The organism is Acinetobacter sp. 1566109 (assembly GCF_000582255.1).
GTDB classification, from domain to species: Bacteria; Pseudomonadota; Gammaproteobacteria; order Pseudomonadales; family Moraxellaceae; genus Acinetobacter; species Acinetobacter nosocomialis.
In genome coordinates this window covers 1-22,316 of sequence record NZ_JEYB01000037.1, presented here as the reverse complement: position 1 = coordinate 22,316, position 22,316 = coordinate 1, and the positions used below count along the sequence as shown (strand labels likewise).

The window sequence follows — 22,316 nt, the reverse complement described above, 5'->3', positions numbered from 1 at the left end:
ACTCGCGCGATTCATGCTTTTTAGATGAATGAAATCTAAGCAGACTTCGAATCAATTACTTTTAAATCTGCCTTAGCAACACTTTCATGAGTTGCTGTTTCTTTAGGCTGACGTTCTGGCTTGTAAACAGGTTCAGCTTCACCATTAATGACTGCTTCATTAATGAAAACTGTTCCTACATCTGTACGGCTTGGTAAGTCATACATTGTTTCAAGTAAAACATTTTCCAAAATCGAACGTAGACCACGAGCTCCGGTATTACGCTCAAGCGCTCGCTTAGCAACTGCACGTAAAGCTGAATCTTCAAATACAAGGTCAACATTTTCCATGTTAAACAAGTATTGGTACTGGCGAGTTAATGCATTTTTTGGTTCTGTCAAAATTTGCATTAATGCTTCTTCATCAAGCTCTTCTAGCGTTGCAATGACTGGTAAACGACCAATAAATTCTGGAATTAAACCAAATTTTACTAAGTCAGTCGGCTCAACTTGACGGAACAATTCAGCAATTTTCTTGCTTTCATCTTTTTTCTTCACGTCAGCTGTAAAGCCAATTCCGCCTTTCTCTTGGCGTTGTTGTACAATTTTTTCCAGTCCAGCAAATGCACCACCACAAATAAATAAGATATTTGAGGTATCAATTTGAATGAACTCTTGCTGCGGATGTTTACGTCCACCTTGTGGTGGAATTGAAGCTACAGTACCTTCAATCATCTTAAGCAATGCTTGTTGTACACCTTCACCAGAAACGTCACGCGTAATCGACGGATTTTCAGATTTACGTGTAATCTTGTCGATTTCATCGATATAGATAATGCCCTTTTGAGCTTTCTCTACATCGTAATCCGCTTTTTGCAAAAGCTTTTGTACAATATTTTCAACGTCTTCGCCGACATAACCCGCTTCAGTTAAAGTAGTCGCATCTGCCATAGCAAACGGAACATCTAACAAACGAGCCAATGTTTGAGCAAGTAATGTTTTACCTGAACCGGTAGGTCCAATCAGTAGAATGTTACTTTTAGCAATTTCCACATCTTTAGACACATGACCAGATTGCCCGACTTTCAAACGCTTATAATGGTTATAAACGGCAACAGATAATGTCTTTTTGGCAAGATCCTGACCAATCACATATTGATCAAGCGCAGCACGTATTTCATGTGGTTTTGGCAATGCCTTGCTCGCCCAGTCACCTGCTTCAACCTGTTGGCTGGTTTGTACAAGGTCTAAGCAGACATCTACACACTCATTACAAATATATGCGTCCTCGCCCGCAATCAGTTTCCCGACTTCAGACTGCGTTTTACCGCAAAATGAACAATGTTTTTGTCCTTGAGGATGTTCGGACATATTCTCTCCACAAATAGAATCTTAAATATGAGGGCAAGCGATAGGGTTAAATGACTATATGGAGGCGTTTTCTAACAACTCAAGCCACTTAAAAACTCCCCTTATGGACGCTTACTTAATACCTGATCGACTAAGCCATATTCTTTTGCTGCTTGTGCAGTCATAAAGTTATCACGATCAGTATCACGAGCAATCGTGTCATAGTCTTGACCACTGTGTTCTGCCATCAAACGATTCAAGCGTTCTTTAATAAATAGAATTTCACGTGCATGAATTTCAATGTCTGATGCCTGACCACGGAATCCACCTAATGGTTGGTGAATCATTACACGTGCATTTTCAAGGCAATAGCGCTTACCTTTAGCACCAGCATTTAATAAGAATGCACCCATAGATGCAGCCTGCCCCATACAGTATGTCACTACATCAGGTTTGATAAATTGCATCGTGTCATAAATCGCCATACCAGCAGTGACTGAACCACCAGGCGAGTTAATATAAAGATGGATATCTTTATCTGGGTTTTCAGCTTCTAAGAACAACATTTGAGCAACAATCAAATTTGCCATGTTGTCTTCAACTTCACCAGTTAGAAAAATGACGCGCTCACGTAAAAGTCGTGAATAAATATCAAAAGAACGTTCGCCGCGAGAAGATTGTTCAACCACAACAGGAACTAAAGCATTTTCAATTGTTGGAACATACATACGTTATTTATTCCTAAATTTTTTGTGACTTAACCTATGGCAACAATATGCGGGATAATTTCTCAAATTGCAAAAGGTTCGCACTGAAATATTATATTATTTATACCTAAGTACTTAATGACGTACTCAAATTAACCACATACCTAAAAAATGAAAAAGGCGCCTAAAGCGCCTTTTCCTGACTTCTCAAAAGATTAGCCCATACGGCGAGCTTGTTGTTCTTTCAATAAATCTTCGTAAGATACTGCTTTGTCAGTCACTTTAGCAGCAGCTAAGATGTGATCAACAACTTGATCTTCTAATACAACAGCTTCGATTTGAGCACGTTGTTGAGCATCATTTTTGAAGTATTCGATCACTTCAGTTGGATCTTCATAAGAAGAAGCCATGTCGTCGATATAAGCATCAACACGTGATTGGTCAACTTCAAGTTTAGCATCAGCTAATACTTTGCTTACTAATACGCCAAGTTTAACAGAACGCTCTGCTTGTTCTTTGAACAATTCGTCAGGAAGCATGCTCTTGTCAAAAGATTGAGCACCAGCGCCACCAAATTGTTGAGTGAACTGTTGAACCATTTGTTGACGTTGACGGTCAATTTCTTGAGCAACCATTGCAGCTGGTACTTCAACTTCGTTCGCAGCAACAAGAGCATCAAATGCCGCTTGTTTAACTTGGTTACGTAAACCATTGCGAACTTCACGTTCCATGTTTTTACGAACGTCAGCTTTTAATTTTTCAATGCCTTCTTCTTCAGTAACACCGAAGATTTTTAAGAATTCAGCATCAATCTCTGGAAGTTTAGGTTTTTCAACTTGCTTCACAGTGATTTTGAATTGAGCTGCTTTACCAGCCAAGTTTTCAGCTTGGTAGTCTTCAGGGAAAGTCACATCAATTACTTTCTCTTCACCAGCTTTCATACCAATGATGCCGTCTTCGAAGCCAGGAATCATACGACCTGAACCTAACACAAGTTTAAAGTCTTCAGCAGAACCGCCTTCGAACTTCTCACCGTCGATAGAACCTTCGAAGTCAAAAGTCACTTGCATATCTTTTTTCGCCATACCCTTGGTCACAGCCCAAGTTTGACGTTGTTTTTGCAAGTTTTCGATCATAGTGTCGACGTCAGCATCTTTAATTTCAGCTGTTTTACGTTCAACTTCTAAGCCGTCAAATGCTTTTACTTCAACTTCAGGATAAACTTCTACAGTCGCTTCAAAAACTAAAGCATCTTCTTTATGTTCAACTTTCTCAATGTTCGGCATACCTACCGCATTGATTTTTTCTTGTTGAATTGCTTCGAATACGCTGTCACGAATGATGTCATTCACAACTTCTTGATAAATACTTGCACCGTATTCGCGACGAACAACGTTTGCAGGTACTTTGCCCGGACGGAAGCCGTTGATCTTCACAGTTTTGGCAGTGCGCTTCAAACGAGCTTCAAATTGCTCGTTAATACGGCTCGTCGGTACAGAAACATTTAAACGACGGGCAACGCCCGAAACCGCTTCAGTCGTTACTTGCATGGCTTCCTCGATAAAAATTAGTTAGTAGGAACAGTTTTTAAAAAAGTGCTGTATTATATGACAACTTTCAAGATATACAAAATTAACCGATCAGATCAGTAAATTGAAGGTGGTTTTTCCAAGAAATTTCACAATAATTTTATGATTTTTTAATTTTTTTTAATTCAACCTTAAGCCAAAGTAATTTTTTAGTTATTCTTCATGAATCTAAAATTACAATTAAATTTCACATTATTATCGATTTTACAAACAGTCAAGAATAATCAATCAATTAGAGAATTTTAGACACAAAAACCTATTAAATCTTTCATATTTTCTTCATAATCCTATCGACAAATCCAATTAACACAAACTGTACATATAAATAAGAATTATTATTATTCGCATAACGTTTTGTATTTAAGTCCTGAAAGTCATGTCATTGATTAGAACACGTAAAAAAATTGTTTCATCTGCAATCGCTTCATCCCTTTCTATGATTGCAACTACTGCAATGGCACAAGAAGCTGTTTCACAACTACCAACGATTCATACTCAAGCAACACAAGAAGAATCTTTAAAGGTAGATCAATCAGCAAATGCAAAATTCGTTGCTCCCCTTTTAGATACTCCGAAATCAGTTTCAGTTATTTCAAAACAACTTATTGAAGATACAAAAGTAACAACTTTAGCAGATGCATTGCGTACTGTTCCTGGCATTACTTTAGGTGCAGGTGAAGGCGGTAATCCGAATGGTGACCGACCTTTCATTCGTGGGTATAGTTCAGAAAGCTCTATGTATATTGATGGTATCCGCAACTCTACCTCACAAAACCGTGAAATGTTTGCGGTCGAGCAAGTAGAAGTAACCAAAGGTTCTGCATCAGCAATGGGTGGTGCAGGTTCAGTTGGTGGCAGCATCAATATGATTTCCAAGGTAGCTAAAAAGGGTGATTTCCTAGAAGGCTCAGTAGCTGCTGGTACTGATAACTACCAACGTATCACTCTAGATGGTAATAAAGAGTTTGGTAATGGAGTGGCTGCCCGTGTAGCTATTCTCGGACATCAAAATGACAAGGCTGGCCAAAGTAATGGAGCTGAATATAAACGTGTTGGTATTGCACCAAGTATTACTTTTGGCTTAGATACACCGACACGTGCAACTCTGAGCTACTATTATTTACAAACTGATGATAAACCTGATTCAGGTATTCCTTATTGGGATTCATCTCTTGGAAAAGCTCAAGGTAAACCAGCTGAAGTCAAGCAAGGTACATATTACGGCTGGAAAGATCGAGATTTTCAAAAGCAAGAAAATCACATCGGTACAATTAAATTAGAACACGACCTTACCGACAATATAACTATTACTAATACGGCCATGTATGCCAAATCAAAAAATGATTATGTCTGGACAAACCCAGATGACTCAAAAGGAAATGTTGGCAAAGGTCTTGTTTGGCATCGTTTGAACTCAGCTATTACAGATAGTGAGACGTTTACCGATCAATTAGCACTTACAGGTAAATTTGATACTGGCTTCTTAAAGCACAGATTTAATGTAGGAGCAGAGTACAGCAAACAAAAAACTGATAAAGGCGGTTATAACATTATTGACGCACAAGGTAATGTTTCTACTACTGGCTTTTATAGCGACTGTTCAAATTTGTCTACAAACTGGTGTACCTCACTCAATGGCCCAACTCAAAAGCCATTTGTTGACCGTTTACAAGCACGCCAAGACTTTGACGCAACTGTAGAAAGTACTTCTGTCTACTTACTCGACAATATCGAAATCACACCAAAATGGTTATTAGATCTTGGCCTGCGTTGGGATAAATATGAAGCTGAACAAAACTTCTTAGCTACTTCTAGTGCAGCAGCCTATACAGCAAAAAATGATTCAGATTTCGTGACCTATCAAGCTGGTATTACTTTTAAACCAACAGATAACGGCTCTATTTATGCAAGCTATGCAACCTCTGCTAGTCCAGTCGGCTTAAATGCGGGTTGGGGCGACAATAGTGAAACGATTAATGCCAATAATCAAATGATTGACCCTGAAGAGGCTCAAACGTTTGAAATCGGTACAAAATGGGATTTCCTAGATAATCATCTAAACTTAACAGCTGCTATTTTCCGTACTGAAAAACAAAATACTCGTGTACAAATCGATCCAACGACTTATGCAAATGTAGGTGAAAGTAAAGTTGTCGGTTTTGAGCTAGGCTTAAACGGTGAAATTACTGATAAATGGAATATTTCAGCTGGCTACACTTATTTAGACAGTGAACTAACCAAAAATGGTAAATCTTGTCGTAATAATACCTGTACTGATCAATCGATTTATAACGGCAATCAAATGCCAAACGTTCCGAAACAAGCCGCAACATTATGGACTACCTATAAACTACTACCGCAATTTACTGTAGGTGCTGGTGCGGTTTACTCAGACAAAGTATATGGTGATGTAGCAAATACTAAATGGGTTCCATCTTACGTGCGTTACGATGCTATGGCTCGTTATGACGTAAATAAAAATGTTAATTTACAGCTTAACCTAAACAACTTATCTGATAAGCGTTACTTTACTAAAGCTTATGCTTCTCACTATGCAACAGAAGCAGAAGGCCGTAGCGCAGTACTCGCAATCAACTTTAAATACTAAGTTAGTCTAGAATCCCATAATCTTTTTATGGTTTCTAATATAAAATAGCCTCTATAGTTAGAGGCTATTTTTAATTTTCTATTACTATTACTCGCAGGTATCACCGTGATCCACCATATTCCCAATGTATTGAGTAAAGAACAGGTTCAATATTTTCGTAATGAAATGGATAAAATTGAATGGGTCAATGGCAAAGTAACAGCTGGTACACTCTCTGCAACTGTAAAACGCAATCAGCAATTACCCGAAGATCATCCGCTTACTCACCATCTGAGTAATATTATTCTTGAGGCACTAGGTACTCACCCATTATTTTTATCTGCTGCAATACCACTTGATATTATCCCTCCCCTGTTTAATCGTTATGAAAATCAGGAGTCTTTTGGTTTTCACGTAGACAATTCTATCCGCCGCATACGTGGTACCAATGAACGGCTTAGAACCGATTTATCATGCACTTTATTTTTAAGCGAACCTGAAGAATATGAAGGTGGTGATCTAGTCGTAGAAGACACTTATGGCTATCACGAAGTGAAACTTCCGGCAGGAGATATGATTTTATATCCATCTACCAGTTTGCATGAAGTGACGGCGATTACTTCTGGCTGTCGTATTGCTTCTTTTTTCTGGGTGCAAAGTATGGTGCGTGATGATGCTGAGCGACATATGCTCTTTAATCTAGATCAAACAGTACAAAACTTAAGAATGCAGCTGGGTGACAATCATAGCGAAGTCATTAAACTGACTAACCTTTACCATAACTTAATGCGTAAATGGGCTGAACTATAACTCTATTTATTTTTGCCTTATTTGGACTAATTAATTATTTTTATCTCAATAAGGCAAAACAATGAAAATTATTTTCGACAAAACATTAAACAACGCAAAATTAGAAAATTATTTTCTGAACACTAAAATTAAAATGAGTATAAGACTTTTGCACAACGTGTAATCATTGTTTAGATGTGGTATATCTAAACAATAAGCATATTTGCAAACCACCAAACTTACTATTACATGGTCCATAGATGAAAACGAATCACTTGTTTGCCCAGCCTACTCAAGCAAGACATCATCTCGAACTCCTGATGCTGCGCCTCGCGCGCGTATAAATTTTTGTCTGTATTTTAGAGCAGACCTTTTCAAATTCCCTTTAATTTTTCTGTATTAGATACCATATATAACTGTAGAACGTTGCCTTTTATACGATACCTAGAGCAACCGTGCTACGAGATAAGGAGTTTTCTCATGATGTTGGCTGACCCTAGCAAAAAATACCGCCGTATGTACCAGCGAGTCGATTTACCAGATCGCCAATGGCCAAATAATGAAATTACAAAAGCGCCAATCTGGATGAGCACGGATTTACGTGATGGCAACCAAGCAATTTTTGAACCGATGAACATGGAACAAAAGTTCAAGATGTTCAAAATGCTTGTAAAAATCGGTTTTAAACATATTGAAATCGGCTTCCCTTCTGCGTCTCAAATTGACTTCGATTTTACTCGTATGTTGATCGAAGAAAATCATATTCCTGATGACGTATACATTGAAGTATTGGTTCAGGCACGTGACCATTTAATTGAGCGTACTTTTGAAGCTTTAGCAGGTGCTAAGCGCGCAATTGTGCATATTTATAACTCTAACTCTCCAACCTTCCGTCAAAAAGTGTTGAATGTAGATGTAAATGGTGCAAAACAGTTGGCGGTGAATGCAGCTCAGAAAGTGAAAGAGTATGCTGCGCAATATCCTGAAACTGACTGGATTTTCCAGTACAGTCCAGAATGTTTCTCTGCAACTGAATTAGAAGTAGCGAAAGACGTCTGTGATGCGGTTACAGAAATTTGGGATGCACGTCCAGATCATAAAGTGATTTTAAACTTACCAGCGACTGTAGAAGTTTCAACACCAAATGTTTATGCAGATCAAATTGAATGGATGCATCGTAATTTGGCACGTCGTGATGGCGTGATTATTTCCGTTCACTGTCACAATGACCGTGGCTGTGGTATTGCCGCATCAGAACTTGCCATTATGGCAGGTGCTGACCGTGTTGAAGGCTGCGTGTTTGGTAACGGCGAACGTACCGGTAACGTTGACGTTGCAGCAATTGCATTGAACATGTACACCCAAGGTGTAGCGCCAGAGTTAGATTTCTCTAATATTAATGAAGTCATTGCAACGGTTGAAGAATGTACTGGTTTACCTGTACACCCTCGTCATCCATATGCAGGTGACTTGGTATTTACTGCATTCTCTGGTTCGCATCAGGACGCAATCAAAAAAGGCTTTGAATACCAGAAAAACGAAGAAATCTGGGATATGCCTTACTTACCAATCGACCCGAAAGATTTGGGCCGCGACTATGATGCTGTCATTCGTGTAAATAGTCAGTCTGGTAAAGGCGGTATCGCTTACTTATTAGAATCGAACTATAACGTTGTATTGCCTCGTCGCTTACAAATCGAATTTAGTCAAGTTGTTCAACAATATACTGATGAAAATGGTACAGAGATTAGCGCTAAACAAATCTGGACTTTATTTAAAGACACGTATGTTGAAGTGAAAAACCACCATTACACGGTCAAAAACTATAAGTTATCTGACATTAATGGTACTCAAATTATTGAACTTGAGATTGATGTTGAAGGTGAAACTCAACAATTGCGTGGCGAAGGTAATGGTCCAATCTCTGCATTCTTAAATGCACTTCAATTACCAATTGACGTATTGAACTACGAAGAACGTAGTATTAGTTCAGGTGCAAATGCCAAAGCATTAACCTTAATTGAACTTCAAGTGAAAGGTACAGGTAGAGGCTCATTTGGTGCAGGTGTTCACGACAACACAGTCACTTCATCTATTGAAGCCATTATTGCATGTACCAACCGTTTGATTGATCAAGGTGTTTTAAGTACAGATCAGGTTGTTGCTGCCGCTGTTTAATTAAAAAAAGACTTTGGAAAGGATACCTAGCTTGGTATCCTTTCTTTTTATTCCTGAAAGATTTAAAAGGCGAAATGTTCCCGTGTCTTTTCCAGCTGACTCAGTGGGGTTAGTCACTCCGCAAAAGTTCCAATTTGAAGAACCCTTACATCTTGAATGTGGCCGTGTTTTACCGCGCTTTGAGTTAATGGTTGAAACTTACGGCACTTTAAATGCAGATAAATCAAATGCGATTTTAATCTGCCATGCCCTTTCCGGACATCATCATGCAGCGGGTTATCACCATGAAGATGATAAAAAAGCTGGATGGTGGGATAGCTGTATTGGCCCGGGTAAGGCAATCGACACAAATAAATTTTTTGTAGTTGCACTCAACAATATTGGTGGATGTAGCGGATCGACCGGTCCAACTTCACCAAACCCTGAAAATGACAATCGCCCTTATGGACCAGATTTCCCATTAGTAACGGTACGCGACTGGGTTAAAACTCAAGCCATGCTTTCTGATCGTTTAGGAGTAAGCGTTTGGTATGCAGTCGTTGGCGGTTCATTAGGGGGCATGCAAGCACTACAATGGTCGGTAGATTACCCTGACCGTTTACAAAAATGTGTTGTTATTGCCAGTGCGCCAAAGCTTTCAGCACAAAATATTGCGTTTAACGAAGTGGCACGTCAGTCAATTCTGTCTGACCCGGACTTCCATCATGGTCGTTATTTGGAAAATGATAGCTATCCAAAACGTGGTTTGATTTTGGCTCGTATGGTCGGCCATATTACCTATCTTTCCGAAGAAGCCATGAAACAAAAATTTGGTCGTGATTTAAAGTCCGGCAAGTTTATGTACGGTTTTGATGTCGAGTTTCAAGTTGAAAGTTATCTGCGTTATCAAGGTGAACAGTTTAGCCGTAACTTTGATGCCAATACTTATCTGATTATGACCAAAGCTTTGGATTATTTTGATCCTTCGCGTGAGTACGGCCACTCACTTACAGAAGCGATGAGTAAGACCAAATGTCAGTTTCTGATTGTCTCGTTCACCACTGACTGGCGTTTTGCACCAAGCCGTTCACAAGAAATTGTAGATGCACTCATTACCAATCATAAACCGGTAAGTTACCTCGATATTGATGCTGAACAAGGTCATGACTCGTTCTTATTCCCGATTCCACTGTATGTCAAAACACTGCGCGCTTTCTTAGGCGGTGAAGAACATTTAAAATCGACATCACTGGAGGCAAGCTAATGCGTATTGATCAACAACTGGCAGAAAAGTGGATTAAACCCGGCTCTAGCGTACTCGATTTAGGGTGTGGTGACGGTGAATTACTCGCTCATATGAGCCAAAAGCATCAAATTCGTGCTTATGGTTTAGAAATTGATCAAGAAAAGATTGCAATTGCCGTCAGTCGCGGGTTAAATATTATTCAACAAGATTTGAATCTCGGTTTGAGCCGTTTTGCCGACCAGTCTTTTGACTATGTGGTCATGGCACAAGCTTTGCAAGCCGTAGATGCACCCGATGTTTTATTAAGAGACATGGTGCGTGTGGGAAAACAGGCCATTATTACCTTTCCAAACTTTGCACACTGGAAGACTCGCTCTTTTCTAGCATTAAAAGGGATGATGCCTGTATCGGATGCTCTACCATATATGTGGTATAACACCCCCAACATTCATTTATGTACGTTTAAAGATTTCGAAGCACTATGTGCGGAAAATCAAATACAAATTATTAATCGACTCGCCGTCAATGGAAACCAGCAGGGAAGCCTGTTAAGCAAACATGTTCCGAATTTGTTTGGTGAAGTCGCTATTTATCGAGTGAGTGCACTATGAAAAAGACATTATTTAGCACACTAATTGCAGGACTGCTAAGTATGCAGGCTCATGCAGATTATATCGCCCAGCCACAATCGGTTGCGAGTCAGGCTGCGCGTTTCTCCACAATGGGGATTCATGACCTTCAAAAAGCAGCTCAAGCGGGTCAGGCTGGCGCACAATTTTATCTTGGAACACGTTACCAATACGGCAAAGATGTAGCAAAAGACGATAAACAAGCATTTGCATGGTTTAAAGCTGCTGCTGACCAAGGTCTTTCACCTGCGCAATTAAATGTTGGCCGTATGTATGCTGATGGTATTGGCGTTAAGAAAGATGAGTCTATGGCTCGTAAGTATTTCGAAAAAGCGGCTAGTAACGGCGATAACCGTGCAAGCTATAACCTTGCGATGATGGAAGAGCAAAAGAAAAACTACGTAGGTGCTTACCAGTGGTATGAGCTTTCAACTCGTGATGGCATGCTCGACAATAAAGTAATTAGCTTATCTGAAGGTAAAAAGACGGCTCTTGCTGCAAACTTAACTCAAGAGCAAATCCGTATGGCACGCGACCGCGCGGATAAATGGATTCAAGCACAATAATAATCCAGCTTATACTTACTCGACTAAAACCACCTTATATCACCTATAGGGTGGTTTTAGTTTTTAAGCTTCTAATTTTATATTCTATTTGTTTTGCTCTATATCCCCTTTCAAAAAACACGTAACATAGCTCACGTTCAATATTGGTTATAAAGTTTGGTTATCTTATGTCTACCCCACATTGGTTTGATCAGGGCTCTTTAGTCCTTGCAAGTAATAACAAAGGTAAAGTCGCAGAGTTTGAAAAACTTTTTGAACAGCTTAAGTTACCTGTAGAAATTATTCCTCAAGGTCGCCTTAATATTCCCGACGCCATTGAAGACGGCTTAAGCTTTATTGAAAATGCCATTATTAAAGCACGTCATGCCTCTAAAATTTCAGGGAAACCTGCTATGGCTGATGACTCAGGTATTTGTGTTCCCGTTTTAGGTGGTGCACCTGGTATTTATTCAGCACGCTATGCTGGAGAACATGGTGACGATGCAGCGAATAATGCCAAGTTATTAAATGATCTTTTGCCATTTCGTAAAAATGGAGAAGTGATTGAAGGTATGTTTGTGTGCGTACTTGCTTTAGTGACTCATGCGGAAGATCCATTACCACAAATTTTCCAAGGCATCTGGCATGGTGAAATTTTAGAAGCGCCACGCGGTGAAAATGGTTTTGGTTATGACCCACTGTTCTGGTTACCAGAGCTACAAGTTTCTAGCGCTGAGTTGTCTAAAGAAGAAAAAAATAAGATTAGTCATCGTGGACAAGCGATGCAGTTATTTAGAGAGAGCTTGCAGAAGTAAAACTTTATATAACATTTATTTAGTTTAACGCTAAAGCCATTTGCTATCGTGCTAGGCGACATGGATGTCGCCCGTCGAACTGCGACATCAAGGATGTGTCGTCAGTTCGACAAATGGTTTTGTTACTTTTGACGAAACAAAAGTAAATATTGCCTATATACACAAAATAAGCATATAACCACTATTAAAAGGCTGTCTGATCTAAACATCTTACTTAGAAGTAAAGATGTAAAAACACTGCATAAATCGCAATACACACACAACTCACAATTGTCCCTGAGGCGATATAAGCCGCTGATCTACCCGTCCCTTGATAATGTGTTTCCAGAGCTACAATATTGGCTGCCGGTGGCAAGCAAAACATTAAAAACATTACACCAATATGCTGATTTATATTTGGAATCGGTAAAAATCTATAACTTAATCCACAAAGTACAAATCCACAGGCTACTTTAAATGCTTGAGCTTTTGTACTGTAAATTAAATCTTTTGCATAAACTCTGGTACGGCGTAGCCACATTCCAAGCACACACATACCTGCGAAAGTCATCGCAAATTTAGCAACCTCATAAACCCAATGTATAGCAGGGCTTTCGATATGCTGGGCCCCTAAAAGTCTGAGCACAACAGCACAAAATATTGATATACAAGGTGGCGACGTTAAAACCTTTTTTAATATATTGAGCTTACTTTGCGGTGCTGTAGTAACAGCAGTCACAGCCCAAGCATTGCCAAAAAGCGACATCCCAATATATAAAGCTACAATCGGAGCAGTTGCTTCAGGACCAAATAAAGCCATGGCGAAAGGAAAACCAAGCCACCCCATATTGGTATAACTGACGCAAAGCGCCAGTAAACGATCTTTAAATAGAGCCAAATAGGCAAAGAAAATAATAAACGCCGACCCAAAACTAAAGAGCATTAAGCTCAAACTTCCCGATTGATAAAAGACCATGTTGTAAATAATTACAACGGGAATCAGGAGTCGTGCAAGCCAAGCTGAAAGAATAGGTTTTACGGTTTCTGAAATGGAGGTCTGAGCAAGTAGAAGTCCTGTGATAAATGCCAATACAGGCAGTAGTAATGCCACGCTCTCTCCTCTCGCTCGTCAAAATCAGCTTGTTATGCTACACCTTTTAATTTTGAAATGTATGGTCTATTTCAAGTAAATTCGTCTAAGAAAGAAGCTCAATAAAACTTAAAAATCCTTCCAAAAAATATCTTTTAAAAACTGATCATAAGTGTCTACTTATAAATATTGTCTTAAAAATGAAATATAAGTGTCACATTCTTGTCATGGCAACCTGTTGAGATAAAGCGAACTAAAAAGAGGTATAAAATTATGGCCGGTTTATCTATTTGGCATGTCGTCATTTTCGCAATTGTAGTTATTTTATTGTTCGGTACATCTAAATTAAAAAATATTGGTAAAGATGTTGGCGGTGCAGTAAGAGACTTTAAAAAATCAGTTCGTGAAGAAGACGAAGCTGCATCTTTAAATACTCCTCGTACAATCGATGCACAAGTTAAAACATCTGAAAGCACATCAGTGAAAAGCTAAAGGTTTGACCCATGCTTGATGTAGGAATGACAGAGCTACTCTGTTTTGCAATTATTGCAATTTTAGTTTTAGGTCCAGATAAGCTTCCCGAAGCTGCACGCTTTGCAGGCCGCTGGTATGTTCGACTAAAACGCTATATTACCAATCTGCAAAACGAGATTGATCAGGAGCTGCGTCTTTCTGAGTTCCGCAAAGAAATGCAAGAGGAACTTAACCGCATCGAAGCATTGGAACGAAAAGTACAGCAACAGCTTGAAGAAATACAAAAACAGCAGATTTCAGAACATTTAGAAGTTACTGAAACGCCTAAAACAACACCAAAGCCTATTCGGAAATGTATTCCTATATCAGACCATTACAAAGTACCGTATGTTGCTAAACCTACGCCTTTAGTGACTCAAACTGATATTGCAGAAACATCTCCTGTTGAATTGAAGATTGCCGTATGAACCAACTGCCTTCAACCACTGTAAATAGTCAAGAAAACTTAGACCAAATGCCAATCATGAATCATTTGGTTGTTTTAAGACGCCATTTATTCAGGATTGTAGGGGTAACATTATTCTTATTCTTTTGTTTATTACCCTTTCGAAATAATACTTACCAATTATTATCTGAGCCTTTAAGGTTACAACTCCCTGCATCATCGTCAATGATTGCAACAGATGTAACAGCAACCTTTATGGCACCTTTTAAACTTAATTTATTTGTCGCACTTATGCTTGCAATGCCATTTATTCTTTATGAAATATGGTCTTTTGTTCGCCCTGCGCTTTATCAAAAAGAACGCCATTTAGCGCTACCGTTACTGATTGGTAGTATTGTCCTATTTTATGCAGGTGTCGCTTTTGCTTATTACATTACCTTGCCTGCAATATTACATTTCTTTATTAGCGTTTCACCTGAAACAGTAGCACCAATGACCGATATTAATAGTTATTTAAGCTTCTGTTTAAAGCTATTTTTGGTATTTGGTGTGACCTTTGAGATTCCTATCGCGACCTTGCTACTCATTTTGATTGGTGTAGTAAATACGCAAAGCCTTGCTGAAAAAAGACGTTTTATTATTGTGGGCTGTTTTTTTGTTGCAATGTTTATTACCCCACCAGATGCGATTTCAATGGTGATGTTAGCTATTCCAATGTGGTTACTTTTTGAAATAGGTCTACTGTTCGGTAAGATTCTTGAGAAGAGAAAAAGCCAGACGGCTGAATAATTTAAAACTTCTCTTTAAAAGCCCAAATATTAAAATTTGGGCTTTTTACTTTTAAATCGTCTTAATTAATCAAACCATAAACTGTCTTCAAAGTGACTTAAAAATGTAAGAAAAGTGTCATTTCCAATCCATAGAATCGACTCAACAAATATACACACAAAAGTTACGGATTTATTATGACAACTGCTTCTAACCACCCAACACGTCGCGATATTTTAAAATGGTTTACGGGGATTCCTTTTCTTCCATTAGGTGCGATGGCTACGGCAGCAACGTTAGCAGGCTGTAATGACAGCAATAATGATTCAGATGTTGTTACTCCCCCACCAACAGTAAACTTTAAAAACGCAACCTTTACATCAATGGCAGCACCATCTTTAGCTAACCCAACGGCGATGGCAACCACAACTGTTGCATCAAGCCTTTCAATTAATTGGGAAGATGGCTCAAAAACTGACTACACATTAGCGTATAAGCCTTTTTTTACCACAGGTGATTTGGTTGCAGACGGTAAAGGTGGAAAAATTCTGGCGGGTGGATATGTTGATATTAATAATCAACCAATTATTGATAAGTCAAAACCAGGTCAAGAACGTCAATTCTTCTCTGACTGTCCGGACGGAAGCTCTTTAATTAGCTTTAAACAAGCAACAGGCCGTGACTTTACCGATGCAGACAAACAAGCTTTAGGTGTTACTGGCAACCCTGTATTTCACGTAGTTCAATTTGAATATACGACTCGTGACCAAAGCTTAGCGTCTATGTATGGTTTACTACCATCTCCAATTGCAATTTTAACTTTAGACCAAGACCCTAAAACTGGTCATTTAACCCTTGTTAAATACCACAATGTCGATACCTCTAAAGTAAACGGTTTATGGATCACGTGTGGCGCAAGTTTATCTCCATGGGGAACTCACCTGTCGAGTGAAGAATATGAACCAGATGCAAACAATGTTGCTGGAAGCTATTTACCAGTATTTAGCAAAAACTTATTTGGCGACAGTACAAAAGGTAATCCTTACCACTACGGTCACTTACCAGAAGTTACTGTAAATACGGATGGTACAGGTTCAATCAAAAAACATTACTGTTTAGGTCGTATCTCTCACGAACTTATTCAAGTTATGCCAGATAACCGCACTGCATTGATGGGTGATGATGCAACAAATGGCGGTTTATTCATGTTTGTTGCAGATAAAGAAAAAGACTTATCTGCGGGTACGCTCTATGTTGCTAAATGGAAGCAAACCTCAGGTGTAGCTGCTGGTGCCGGTGATATTTCGTGGATTAACCTTGGTCATGCAACAAGTGCTGAAGTAAAGAGCTGGGCTGATCAATATAAGATTACCGACCTGATGGATGTAAAAACGTCTGATCCAAAAGATGCAAGCTACACCAAAATCCGTTATAGCGGTAAAGACAACTGGGTAAAACTTGTACCTGGTAAAGAACGTGAAGCGGCTTTCTTAGAAACGCATCGTTATGCAGCCTTGGTTGGTGCAAGTATGGGCTTTACTAAGATGGAAGGCACAACTGTAAATATCAAAGATAAAATCGCTTACTCTGCGATGTCTTATGTACAGTCTTCTATGGTTGATAAAACTACTGATATTCAAGTACAAGGTCCAAAAGCTGGTGCAATTTACGCACATACGTTAAAAGGCAGCCAAGTTGATAACAAAGGTCAGCTTATTAACAGTGAATGGGTATCGACTCATATGGAACCACCTGCAGCTTTAGTGGGTGAAGACCTAACAACTGCTGATGCTTTAGGTAATACTGCAAATGCAGATAAAATTGCCAACCCAGACAACATTAAGTTCTCTGAAAATTTACGTACCCTCTTCATTGGTGAAGATAGTGGTATGCACGTAAATAACTTCTTATGGGCATATAATGTTGATACCAAACAATTAAGCCGTATCTTATCAACACCTGCTGGCGCAGAATCTACAGGTTTGCACGCAGTTGACTCTGTAAATGGTTGGACTTACATCATGAGTAACTTCCAGCACCCTGGTGACTGGGAATCTCCATTACACGATAAAGTAAAAGCAACGCTTGATCCTCTTGTTCGTGCAAACTACAAAGATCGTTTTGCAGCAGCAGTTGGCTATATTACAGCTGACCCTATCGCACCATCTGTTGTGAAGAAATAATTCTTAGCTCAACTCAAAAGAAGCCTGCTTTATGCAGGTTTCTTTTATTTAAAAGCATTTATAAAAATAAAAAGCCCTTTTCTTTTTTGACTAAACGATCAAATTTTTCATTAAGTTATCATTAAAACGTCAAGACCTCGTCATATTCAAAATTTAAGCTAATCAAGACTTTTAGAAAAAACTTATTTTGAATTAGGAATTTAATATGAACGATTTGACGCCATATCATGAAGATCAGGAATTAGACAACAACACTTCAGACAATATTCACTTTCGTGATGTTTTAGACCAATATGTGAGCCGTCGTAGCCTCATTACTAAAGCAGCAAGCGGTGCTGTGGCATTAACTTTAGCCTCTACTTTAACGGGCTGTAATGATAATAACGATGGAACTGCTCCAGTCGATCCAAACAAAAAGCCTGAAAAACTTACCTTTACGCCAGTTGCTAAAAATTTAAATGATATTGTGACCGTACCAGAAGGTTACGAAGCAAATGTAATTTACGCTTTAGGTGATTCTCTTAATCCTTCTTTTGGTGATTGGGACGATAACAATATTCCATCTGGTCCAAGCTTCCAGTTTCGCTCAGGTGACTGCCATGATGGTATGCACTATTTTGGTTTAAACACATCAACAAACCGTTTTGATGACACTGTTTCAGCACAAGGTTTATTGGTGATGAACCACGAATACATCAACCAAACCTTTCTACACCCTAAAGGTCCAACCAAAGTTGATGGACGCCGCCCAGAAGATGAAGTCATTCGTGAAACCAATGCCCATGGGGTTTCTGTAGTTCATATCAAAAAAGACCCTGCTACTCAAAAAGTCGAAGTTGTAAAAAACTCTATTTTTAATAGACGTATTACAGGTTCTACAGTCATGGACTTCGCTGGTGCCGCGGCAGGATCTAACTTACTTTCGACGCGTTTTTCGCCTGCTGGTCGCCAGACTCGTGGTACACACAACAACTGTGGTAATGGCTATACACCTTGGGGAACATACTTAACCACGGAAGAAAACTTCATTGGTTATTTTGCGCGTAGTACAACTGATGATGCGTTACGTACTCCAGAAGAAATTATTGCTCTTAAACGCTATGGTCTTAAAGCAGGATCAAGCTCTCGCTACGGTTGGGAAACCGCAATTGGTCAAGTAGAGGCACAAGACTTATATGACCGCTGGAATGCCGATGTAAAAGCAGTTCAAGCAACTCAAGATTACCGCAATGGACCAAACACATTTGGCTGGATGGTCGAAATTGACCCATTTGATAACCGCCAAAATCCGGTTAAACGCACATCATTAGGCCGTTTTGCCCATGAAGACAGTGCATGCCGTGCCGTAGCAGGTCAACCAATCGCATTTTATATGGGGGATGACTCTCGTGGCGAATATATCTATAAGTTTGTTTCAACCGCAGTGTGGGACACAAAAGATATAAACGGCGGTTATGCAGCCGGTGACAAATACATGAACTCAGGTAAGTTGTATGTTGCCAAGTTTAATAACGATGGTTCAGGTCAATGGATTGAACTTGCCTACGGTAAAAATGGTTTAAATGAAAGTAACACTACCTATCCATTTAAATCTCAGGCAGAGGTAGTCACTTTTGCACGCTTGGCAGCAGATTCAGTCGGTGCAACAAAAATGGACCGCCCAGAATGGGCTACAGTTAACCCAATCAATGGCGAAATTTATGTCACACTCACCAACAACTCAAACCGAGGTAAAGATTACCCTACAGATGCGGCTAACCCTCGTAACTATACCGATCTGTATGCAGGCACAAAAGAACAAAAAGGAAATGTGAACGGTCATATCATCCGTTTTAGAGAAGCCGATGACAAAACCACTGCGGAAACCTTCAAATGGGATATTTATCTGTTCGGTGCAGAAGCTTCGATGGCTTCAAATATCAATTTGTCAGGTTTAACAGACAATAACGACTTTTCATCACCGGATGGTATGTGGTTTGACCCACGCGGTGTTCTCTGGATTGAAACAGATGACGGCGCTTATACAGATGTCACCAACTGTATGATGCTTGCTGCCCTACCAGGACAAATTGGTGATGGTGGTGCGGCAACTACTTCAAATGGTCAGCAAACCATAACAGGTGCTAAAGTTACAGACGCAACATTACGCCGTTTCTTAGTTGGACCAAAGCAATGTGAAATTACTGGTATTGCCATGACACCTGACTACAAAGCTATTTTCATTAATGTTCAGCATCCTGGTGAAGACTCGGCAAGTTATGCAAAACCAGAAAGTAACTGGCCTGCCACACAAAAAGATCCAAGCAACAAAACTGCCCGCCCACGTTCGGCAACTGTAGTTATTACCCGTAAAGATGGCGGTGTTATTGCTGGTTAATTGATTTCTTCCTAGAAAATGCCGATCAAGTGGTCGGCATTCTTTTAACGGTTTAGAGGCACCTGCTGCTGTACAATTTGGCCGCTATGTTCGCCTTGCTGGGTCTTTTCCAACCAAATCCATTCATTATTGGTCATTCTTAAAAAATTCGAACACCGGGTTCCATATACTGGACTTTGAATAAAAGTCGATGATAACAACTCTTCCATTTCTGGTTGAATGCCTGTATTTGGCAACAATGCTGTGGTGACCTTGCGCTCATCTTCTAAAATATCCCACGCTGCATGTTGCAAGCTTAACTCTTCTGTTTTGTGCTGATGCATAGGCAAGAACTCTTGCGTAAAACGTGTGCGTAAATGTCTGGTTTTCTCCCAGTGATCGGACATTAAACCATTCGAAACCACATAAACACCGTTGGCTAATACTTGAGGAGCCTCACCACGATTGCTCATGTAGACCGCTTGATCGGCAGTCCCCATAAACAGGTTAAAACCAGCAAAGTTCTGTTGCCGTTGTTCTAATTGCTGAGCAAAGCGAATCGGTAATAAATCAGACTCTAAAAAAGCCTGAACTAAATGACCACGAGAAGTCTCGTATTGCTGTTTATCACGTCCATCACGGAAATTGGTTAACACAGCCCATCGGCCCTGTGGCGTAACGCCCATCCAAGTACCACCCGACTGTAAGTCTTGCCCTGCAATGATGGGTGCATGTTCCCATTGATGCAACAATGCAGTTGGTCGGTGATAAAACTCATCACGGTTTGAAATCAGACACAAGGGCATATCATCCAGAACATGCCATGCTAAAGCCACAATACACATTGATTCTTGTTCCCTATGTTTACACATTGAATGTACAACATTTTTCACATCATTCCGCTACAATCTGTCAAAACGTAAGATCAAGGAGCAGCAATGCTGACCTATCCTAATATCGATCCGGTCGCAATACATCTAGGACCTCTTCAAGTCCATTGGTATGGACTCATGTATTTATTGGCATTTTTATGTGCTTGGGGACTCGCTTCCTACCGTGCCAAACAGCGTGATGGCTGGACATCGGACATGGTTTCCGATCTGGTGTTTTACGGCGCCTTAGGTGTTGTACTCGGCGGACGTATCGGCTATGTGCTTTTCTATGAATTTGATAAATTCCTTGAAAACCCAATCTGGTTATTCCAAGTCTGGACAGGTGGTATGAGCTTCCACGGCGGCTTCTTAGGCGTCATGATTGCAATGCTATTCTGGTGTAAAAAATATCAAAAAACATGGTTCCAGACACTCGACTTTATTGCCCCTTGTGTACCGACAGGCTTAATGTTCGGACGCTTCGGTAACTTTATTGGTGGAGAGTTATATGGTCGCGCGGTTACAGATCCGAATTATCCATTTGGAATGATTTTCCCAACCGATCCATTACATTTAGTTCGCCACCCTTCTCAAATTTATCAAGCACTTTGTGAAGGTTTAATTCTATTCATTATCTTGTGGTGGTTTAGTTCAAAACCTCGCCCACGTATGGCCGTTTCAGCACTATTTTTAATGGGTTACGGCGTTGCACGTTTTGTAATGGAATTCTTCCGTCAACCCGATGCCGACCAAGGTTTCATTTTATTTGGCTGGATGACTAAAGGTCAGATCCTTACAGTTCCAATGCTACTCATTGGTCTTTGGATGATGTGGTATGCCTACCAAAAGAAAATTTATGACTGGTGCCCACAAAAGAACAGTTAACATCTAAATCAGAGGAGTTTCGGCTCCTCTTTTTTATGCTACAGTTTTTATCTCCCAAGAAAGAAGATACACCATGCTGGAATTCTGGTTTAACAAGCAAGTCCCGTCTTTTAAAAAATTAATGATCTTAATTATTACCCTATTAATCTGTATTGGGTTATATCAATATCAACCATTGCCGTTAGATACTATTTTAATGTTTACGGGAACTGGGGTTATTTTTTTAATCTGTCGTTACTTTAAATTGCATTTTGCTCAAAGCAACCCAACCGGTTTACTTTACCGCCTATTTACATGGGTGCCTATTGCCCTCTTGTTTGCTCTTATTTTTGTGAAAGCCATGCCTAACTTACTTATTTGGGGCGTTCAAGGCATTGCATTTATGGCGCTTGCTGCTTTTATTTTTTCACCACAATCGTTATTTAACAAATAGGCTCCCGTTTTATGTTGGCTTATTGGTACAACGCACCGCGTCACATCAAACTCATCTTCATTATTGTCGTTTGTGCTGCAATTTATGTAGCCAATCAAGCCCAGCCTTTATCGCCGACTTACACTGTTGTTAGCCTCGTGTTAGGGTTCGGGCTTCATTTCGGGCAATATTTACAAACAAAAATTCCAGAGCACAGCTCATATAAATCTAAATTCCAGTTTCTGCTTAGAATTTACCCTCTCCTTATTGTTGTTATTGTGATGTGGTTATTGCCCCCTCAACACAATTGGATCGCAACGATACAAGCTTTAGGCTTTGTACTGGTTGGATTTTTTCTTGTTTCGATTTATCAAAATCGTGCCAAGCGTTTTGAATAATTACGCCTCTTGAAATGCCATAGAACTATTTTTAGATTTTCATCTTGAGCTACAACAGGTAT

The 22,316-nt window shown here is 39.6% G+C and carries 20 protein-coding genes; 15 read left to right on the top strand and 5 right to left on the bottom strand.

Features of this window, described 5'->3' with window-relative positions:
• Positions 1-35 precede the first annotated feature (35 nt).
• The 3 genes from clpX to tig form a co-directional block, all read right to left on the bottom strand.
• Entirely contained in the window at positions 36-1,349 is a 1,314-nt protein-coding gene (gene clpX, locus J582_RS18445) for an ATP-dependent Clp protease ATP-binding subunit ClpX (protein WP_002053318.1), read from the bottom strand.
• Positions 1,350-1,450: 101 nt separating this feature from the next.
• Entirely contained in the window at positions 1,451-2,056 is a 606-nt protein-coding gene (gene clpP, locus J582_RS18440; protein WP_000289452.1) for an ATP-dependent Clp endopeptidase proteolytic subunit ClpP, read from the bottom strand.
• A 194-nt stretch (positions 2,057-2,250) separates the two neighbouring features.
• Positions 2,251-3,585, bottom strand: a complete 1,335-nt coding sequence (tig, locus tag J582_RS18435) for a trigger factor (RefSeq protein WP_002053278.1) — start codon at positions 3,583-3,585, stop codon at positions 2,251-2,253.
• Between the two features lie 415 nt (positions 3,586-4,000).
• Between tig and J582_RS18430 the strand changes: the two genes are divergently transcribed.
• The 7 genes from J582_RS18430 (at position 4,001) to rdgB (ending at position 12,392) form a co-directional block, all read left to right on the top strand.
• A complete protein-coding gene (locus tag J582_RS18430) occupies positions 4,001-6,232 on the top strand; it encodes a TonB-dependent receptor (RefSeq protein WP_032048371.1) in 2,232 nt (743 codons plus the stop codon).
• A gap of 105 nt (positions 6,233-6,337) precedes the next feature.
• Positions 6,338-7,021 carry a Fe2+-dependent dioxygenase gene (locus J582_RS18425; RefSeq protein WP_001984475.1) on the top strand — a complete coding sequence of 228 codons (684 nt, stop codon included), beginning with the start codon at positions 6,338-6,340 and terminating at the stop codon, positions 7,019-7,021.
• Positions 7,022-7,480: 459 nt separating this feature from the next.
• Positions 7,481-9,178 carry a 2-isopropylmalate synthase gene (gene leuA / locus J582_RS18420; protein ID WP_004883345.1) on the top strand — a complete coding sequence of 566 codons (1,698 nt, stop codon included), beginning with the start codon at positions 7,481-7,483 and terminating at the stop codon, positions 9,176-9,178.
• 82 nt (positions 9,179-9,260) lie between these two features.
• On the top strand, positions 9,261-10,421 hold the full coding sequence (gene metX / locus J582_RS18415; RefSeq protein ID WP_002053295.1) for a homoserine O-succinyltransferase MetX: 1,161 nt from the start codon (positions 9,261-9,263) through the stop codon (positions 10,419-10,421).
• Entirely contained in the window at positions 10,421-11,014 is a 594-nt protein-coding gene (gene metW / locus J582_RS18410; RefSeq protein WP_001217230.1) for a methionine biosynthesis protein MetW, read from the top strand. The genes metX and metW overlap by 1 nt, the downstream gene beginning before the upstream one ends.
• Positions 11,011-11,598, top strand: a complete 588-nt coding sequence (locus tag J582_RS18405; RefSeq protein WP_022575788.1) for a tetratricopeptide repeat protein — start codon at positions 11,011-11,013, stop codon at positions 11,596-11,598. Before metW ends, J582_RS18405 begins: the two co-directional genes overlap by 4 nt.
• Before the next feature lie 167 nt (positions 11,599-11,765).
• Entirely contained in the window at positions 11,766-12,392 is a 627-nt protein-coding gene (gene rdgB, locus J582_RS18400) for an RdgB/HAM1 family non-canonical purine NTP pyrophosphatase (RefSeq protein WP_002053259.1), read from the top strand.
• Positions 12,393-12,606: 214 nt separating this feature from the next.
• On the opposite strand, the gene J582_RS18395 is transcribed toward rdgB, so the two are convergent.
• The gene (locus J582_RS18395) at positions 12,607-13,482 is read right to left on the bottom strand and encodes an AEC family transporter (protein WP_031982300.1); all 876 of its coding nucleotides are present in this window, start codon (positions 13,480-13,482) and stop codon (positions 12,607-12,609) included.
• 252 nt (positions 13,483-13,734) lie between these two features.
• On the opposite strand from J582_RS18395, the gene J582_RS18390 reads away from it, so the two are divergent.
• The 5 genes from J582_RS18390 (at position 13,735) to J582_RS18370 (ending at position 19,708) form a co-directional block, all read left to right on the top strand.
• Positions 13,735-13,953, top strand: coding sequence for a Sec-independent protein translocase subunit TatA (locus J582_RS18390; RefSeq protein ID WP_002053267.1), 219 nt, complete (start codon positions 13,735-13,737; stop codon positions 13,951-13,953).
• A gap of 11 nt (positions 13,954-13,964) precedes the next feature.
• A complete protein-coding gene (gene tatB, locus J582_RS18385) occupies positions 13,965-14,402 on the top strand; it encodes a Sec-independent protein translocase protein TatB (protein WP_002053452.1) in 438 nt (145 codons plus the stop codon).
• Complete coding sequence (gene tatC, locus J582_RS18380; protein WP_002053474.1) at positions 14,399-15,169, top strand: twin-arginine translocase subunit TatC; 771 nt, start codon at positions 14,399-14,401, stop codon at positions 15,167-15,169. The genes tatB and tatC overlap by 4 nt, the downstream gene beginning before the upstream one ends.
• A gap of 176 nt (positions 15,170-15,345) precedes the next feature.
• Complete coding sequence (locus J582_RS18375) at positions 15,346-17,331, top strand: PhoX family protein (protein WP_032048370.1); 1,986 nt, start codon at positions 15,346-15,348, stop codon at positions 17,329-17,331.
• Positions 17,332-17,536: 205 nt separating this feature from the next.
• Positions 17,537-19,708, top strand: a complete 2,172-nt coding sequence (locus J582_RS18370) for a PhoX family protein (protein ID WP_032048369.1) — start codon at positions 17,537-17,539, stop codon at positions 19,706-19,708.
• A gap of 44 nt (positions 19,709-19,752) precedes the next feature.
• Here J582_RS18370 and J582_RS18365 read toward each other — a convergent pair whose 3' ends face one another.
• Positions 19,753-20,532, bottom strand: coding sequence for an NRDE family protein (locus J582_RS18365; RefSeq protein ID WP_032048368.1), 780 nt, complete (start codon positions 20,530-20,532; stop codon positions 19,753-19,755).
• Positions 20,533-20,625: 93 nt separating this feature from the next.
• On the opposite strand from J582_RS18365, the gene lgt reads away from it, so the two are divergent.
• The 3 genes from lgt to J582_RS18350 all read left to right on the top strand — a co-directional run bounded on the left by lgt (position 20,626) and on the right by J582_RS18350 (position 22,254).
• Positions 20,626-21,444: a prolipoprotein diacylglyceryl transferase gene (lgt, locus tag J582_RS18360; RefSeq protein ID WP_032048366.1), complete on the top strand. Its 819-nt coding sequence runs from the start codon at positions 20,626-20,628 to the stop codon at positions 21,442-21,444.
• Between the two features lie 73 nt (positions 21,445-21,517).
• Complete coding sequence (locus tag J582_RS18355) at positions 21,518-21,877, top strand: hypothetical protein (RefSeq protein ID WP_032048365.1); 360 nt, start codon at positions 21,518-21,520, stop codon at positions 21,875-21,877.
• 11 nt (positions 21,878-21,888) lie between these two features.
• Complete coding sequence (locus J582_RS18350) at positions 21,889-22,254, top strand: hypothetical protein (protein ID WP_032048142.1); 366 nt, start codon at positions 21,889-21,891, stop codon at positions 22,252-22,254.
• Positions 22,255-22,316 lie beyond the last annotated feature (62 nt).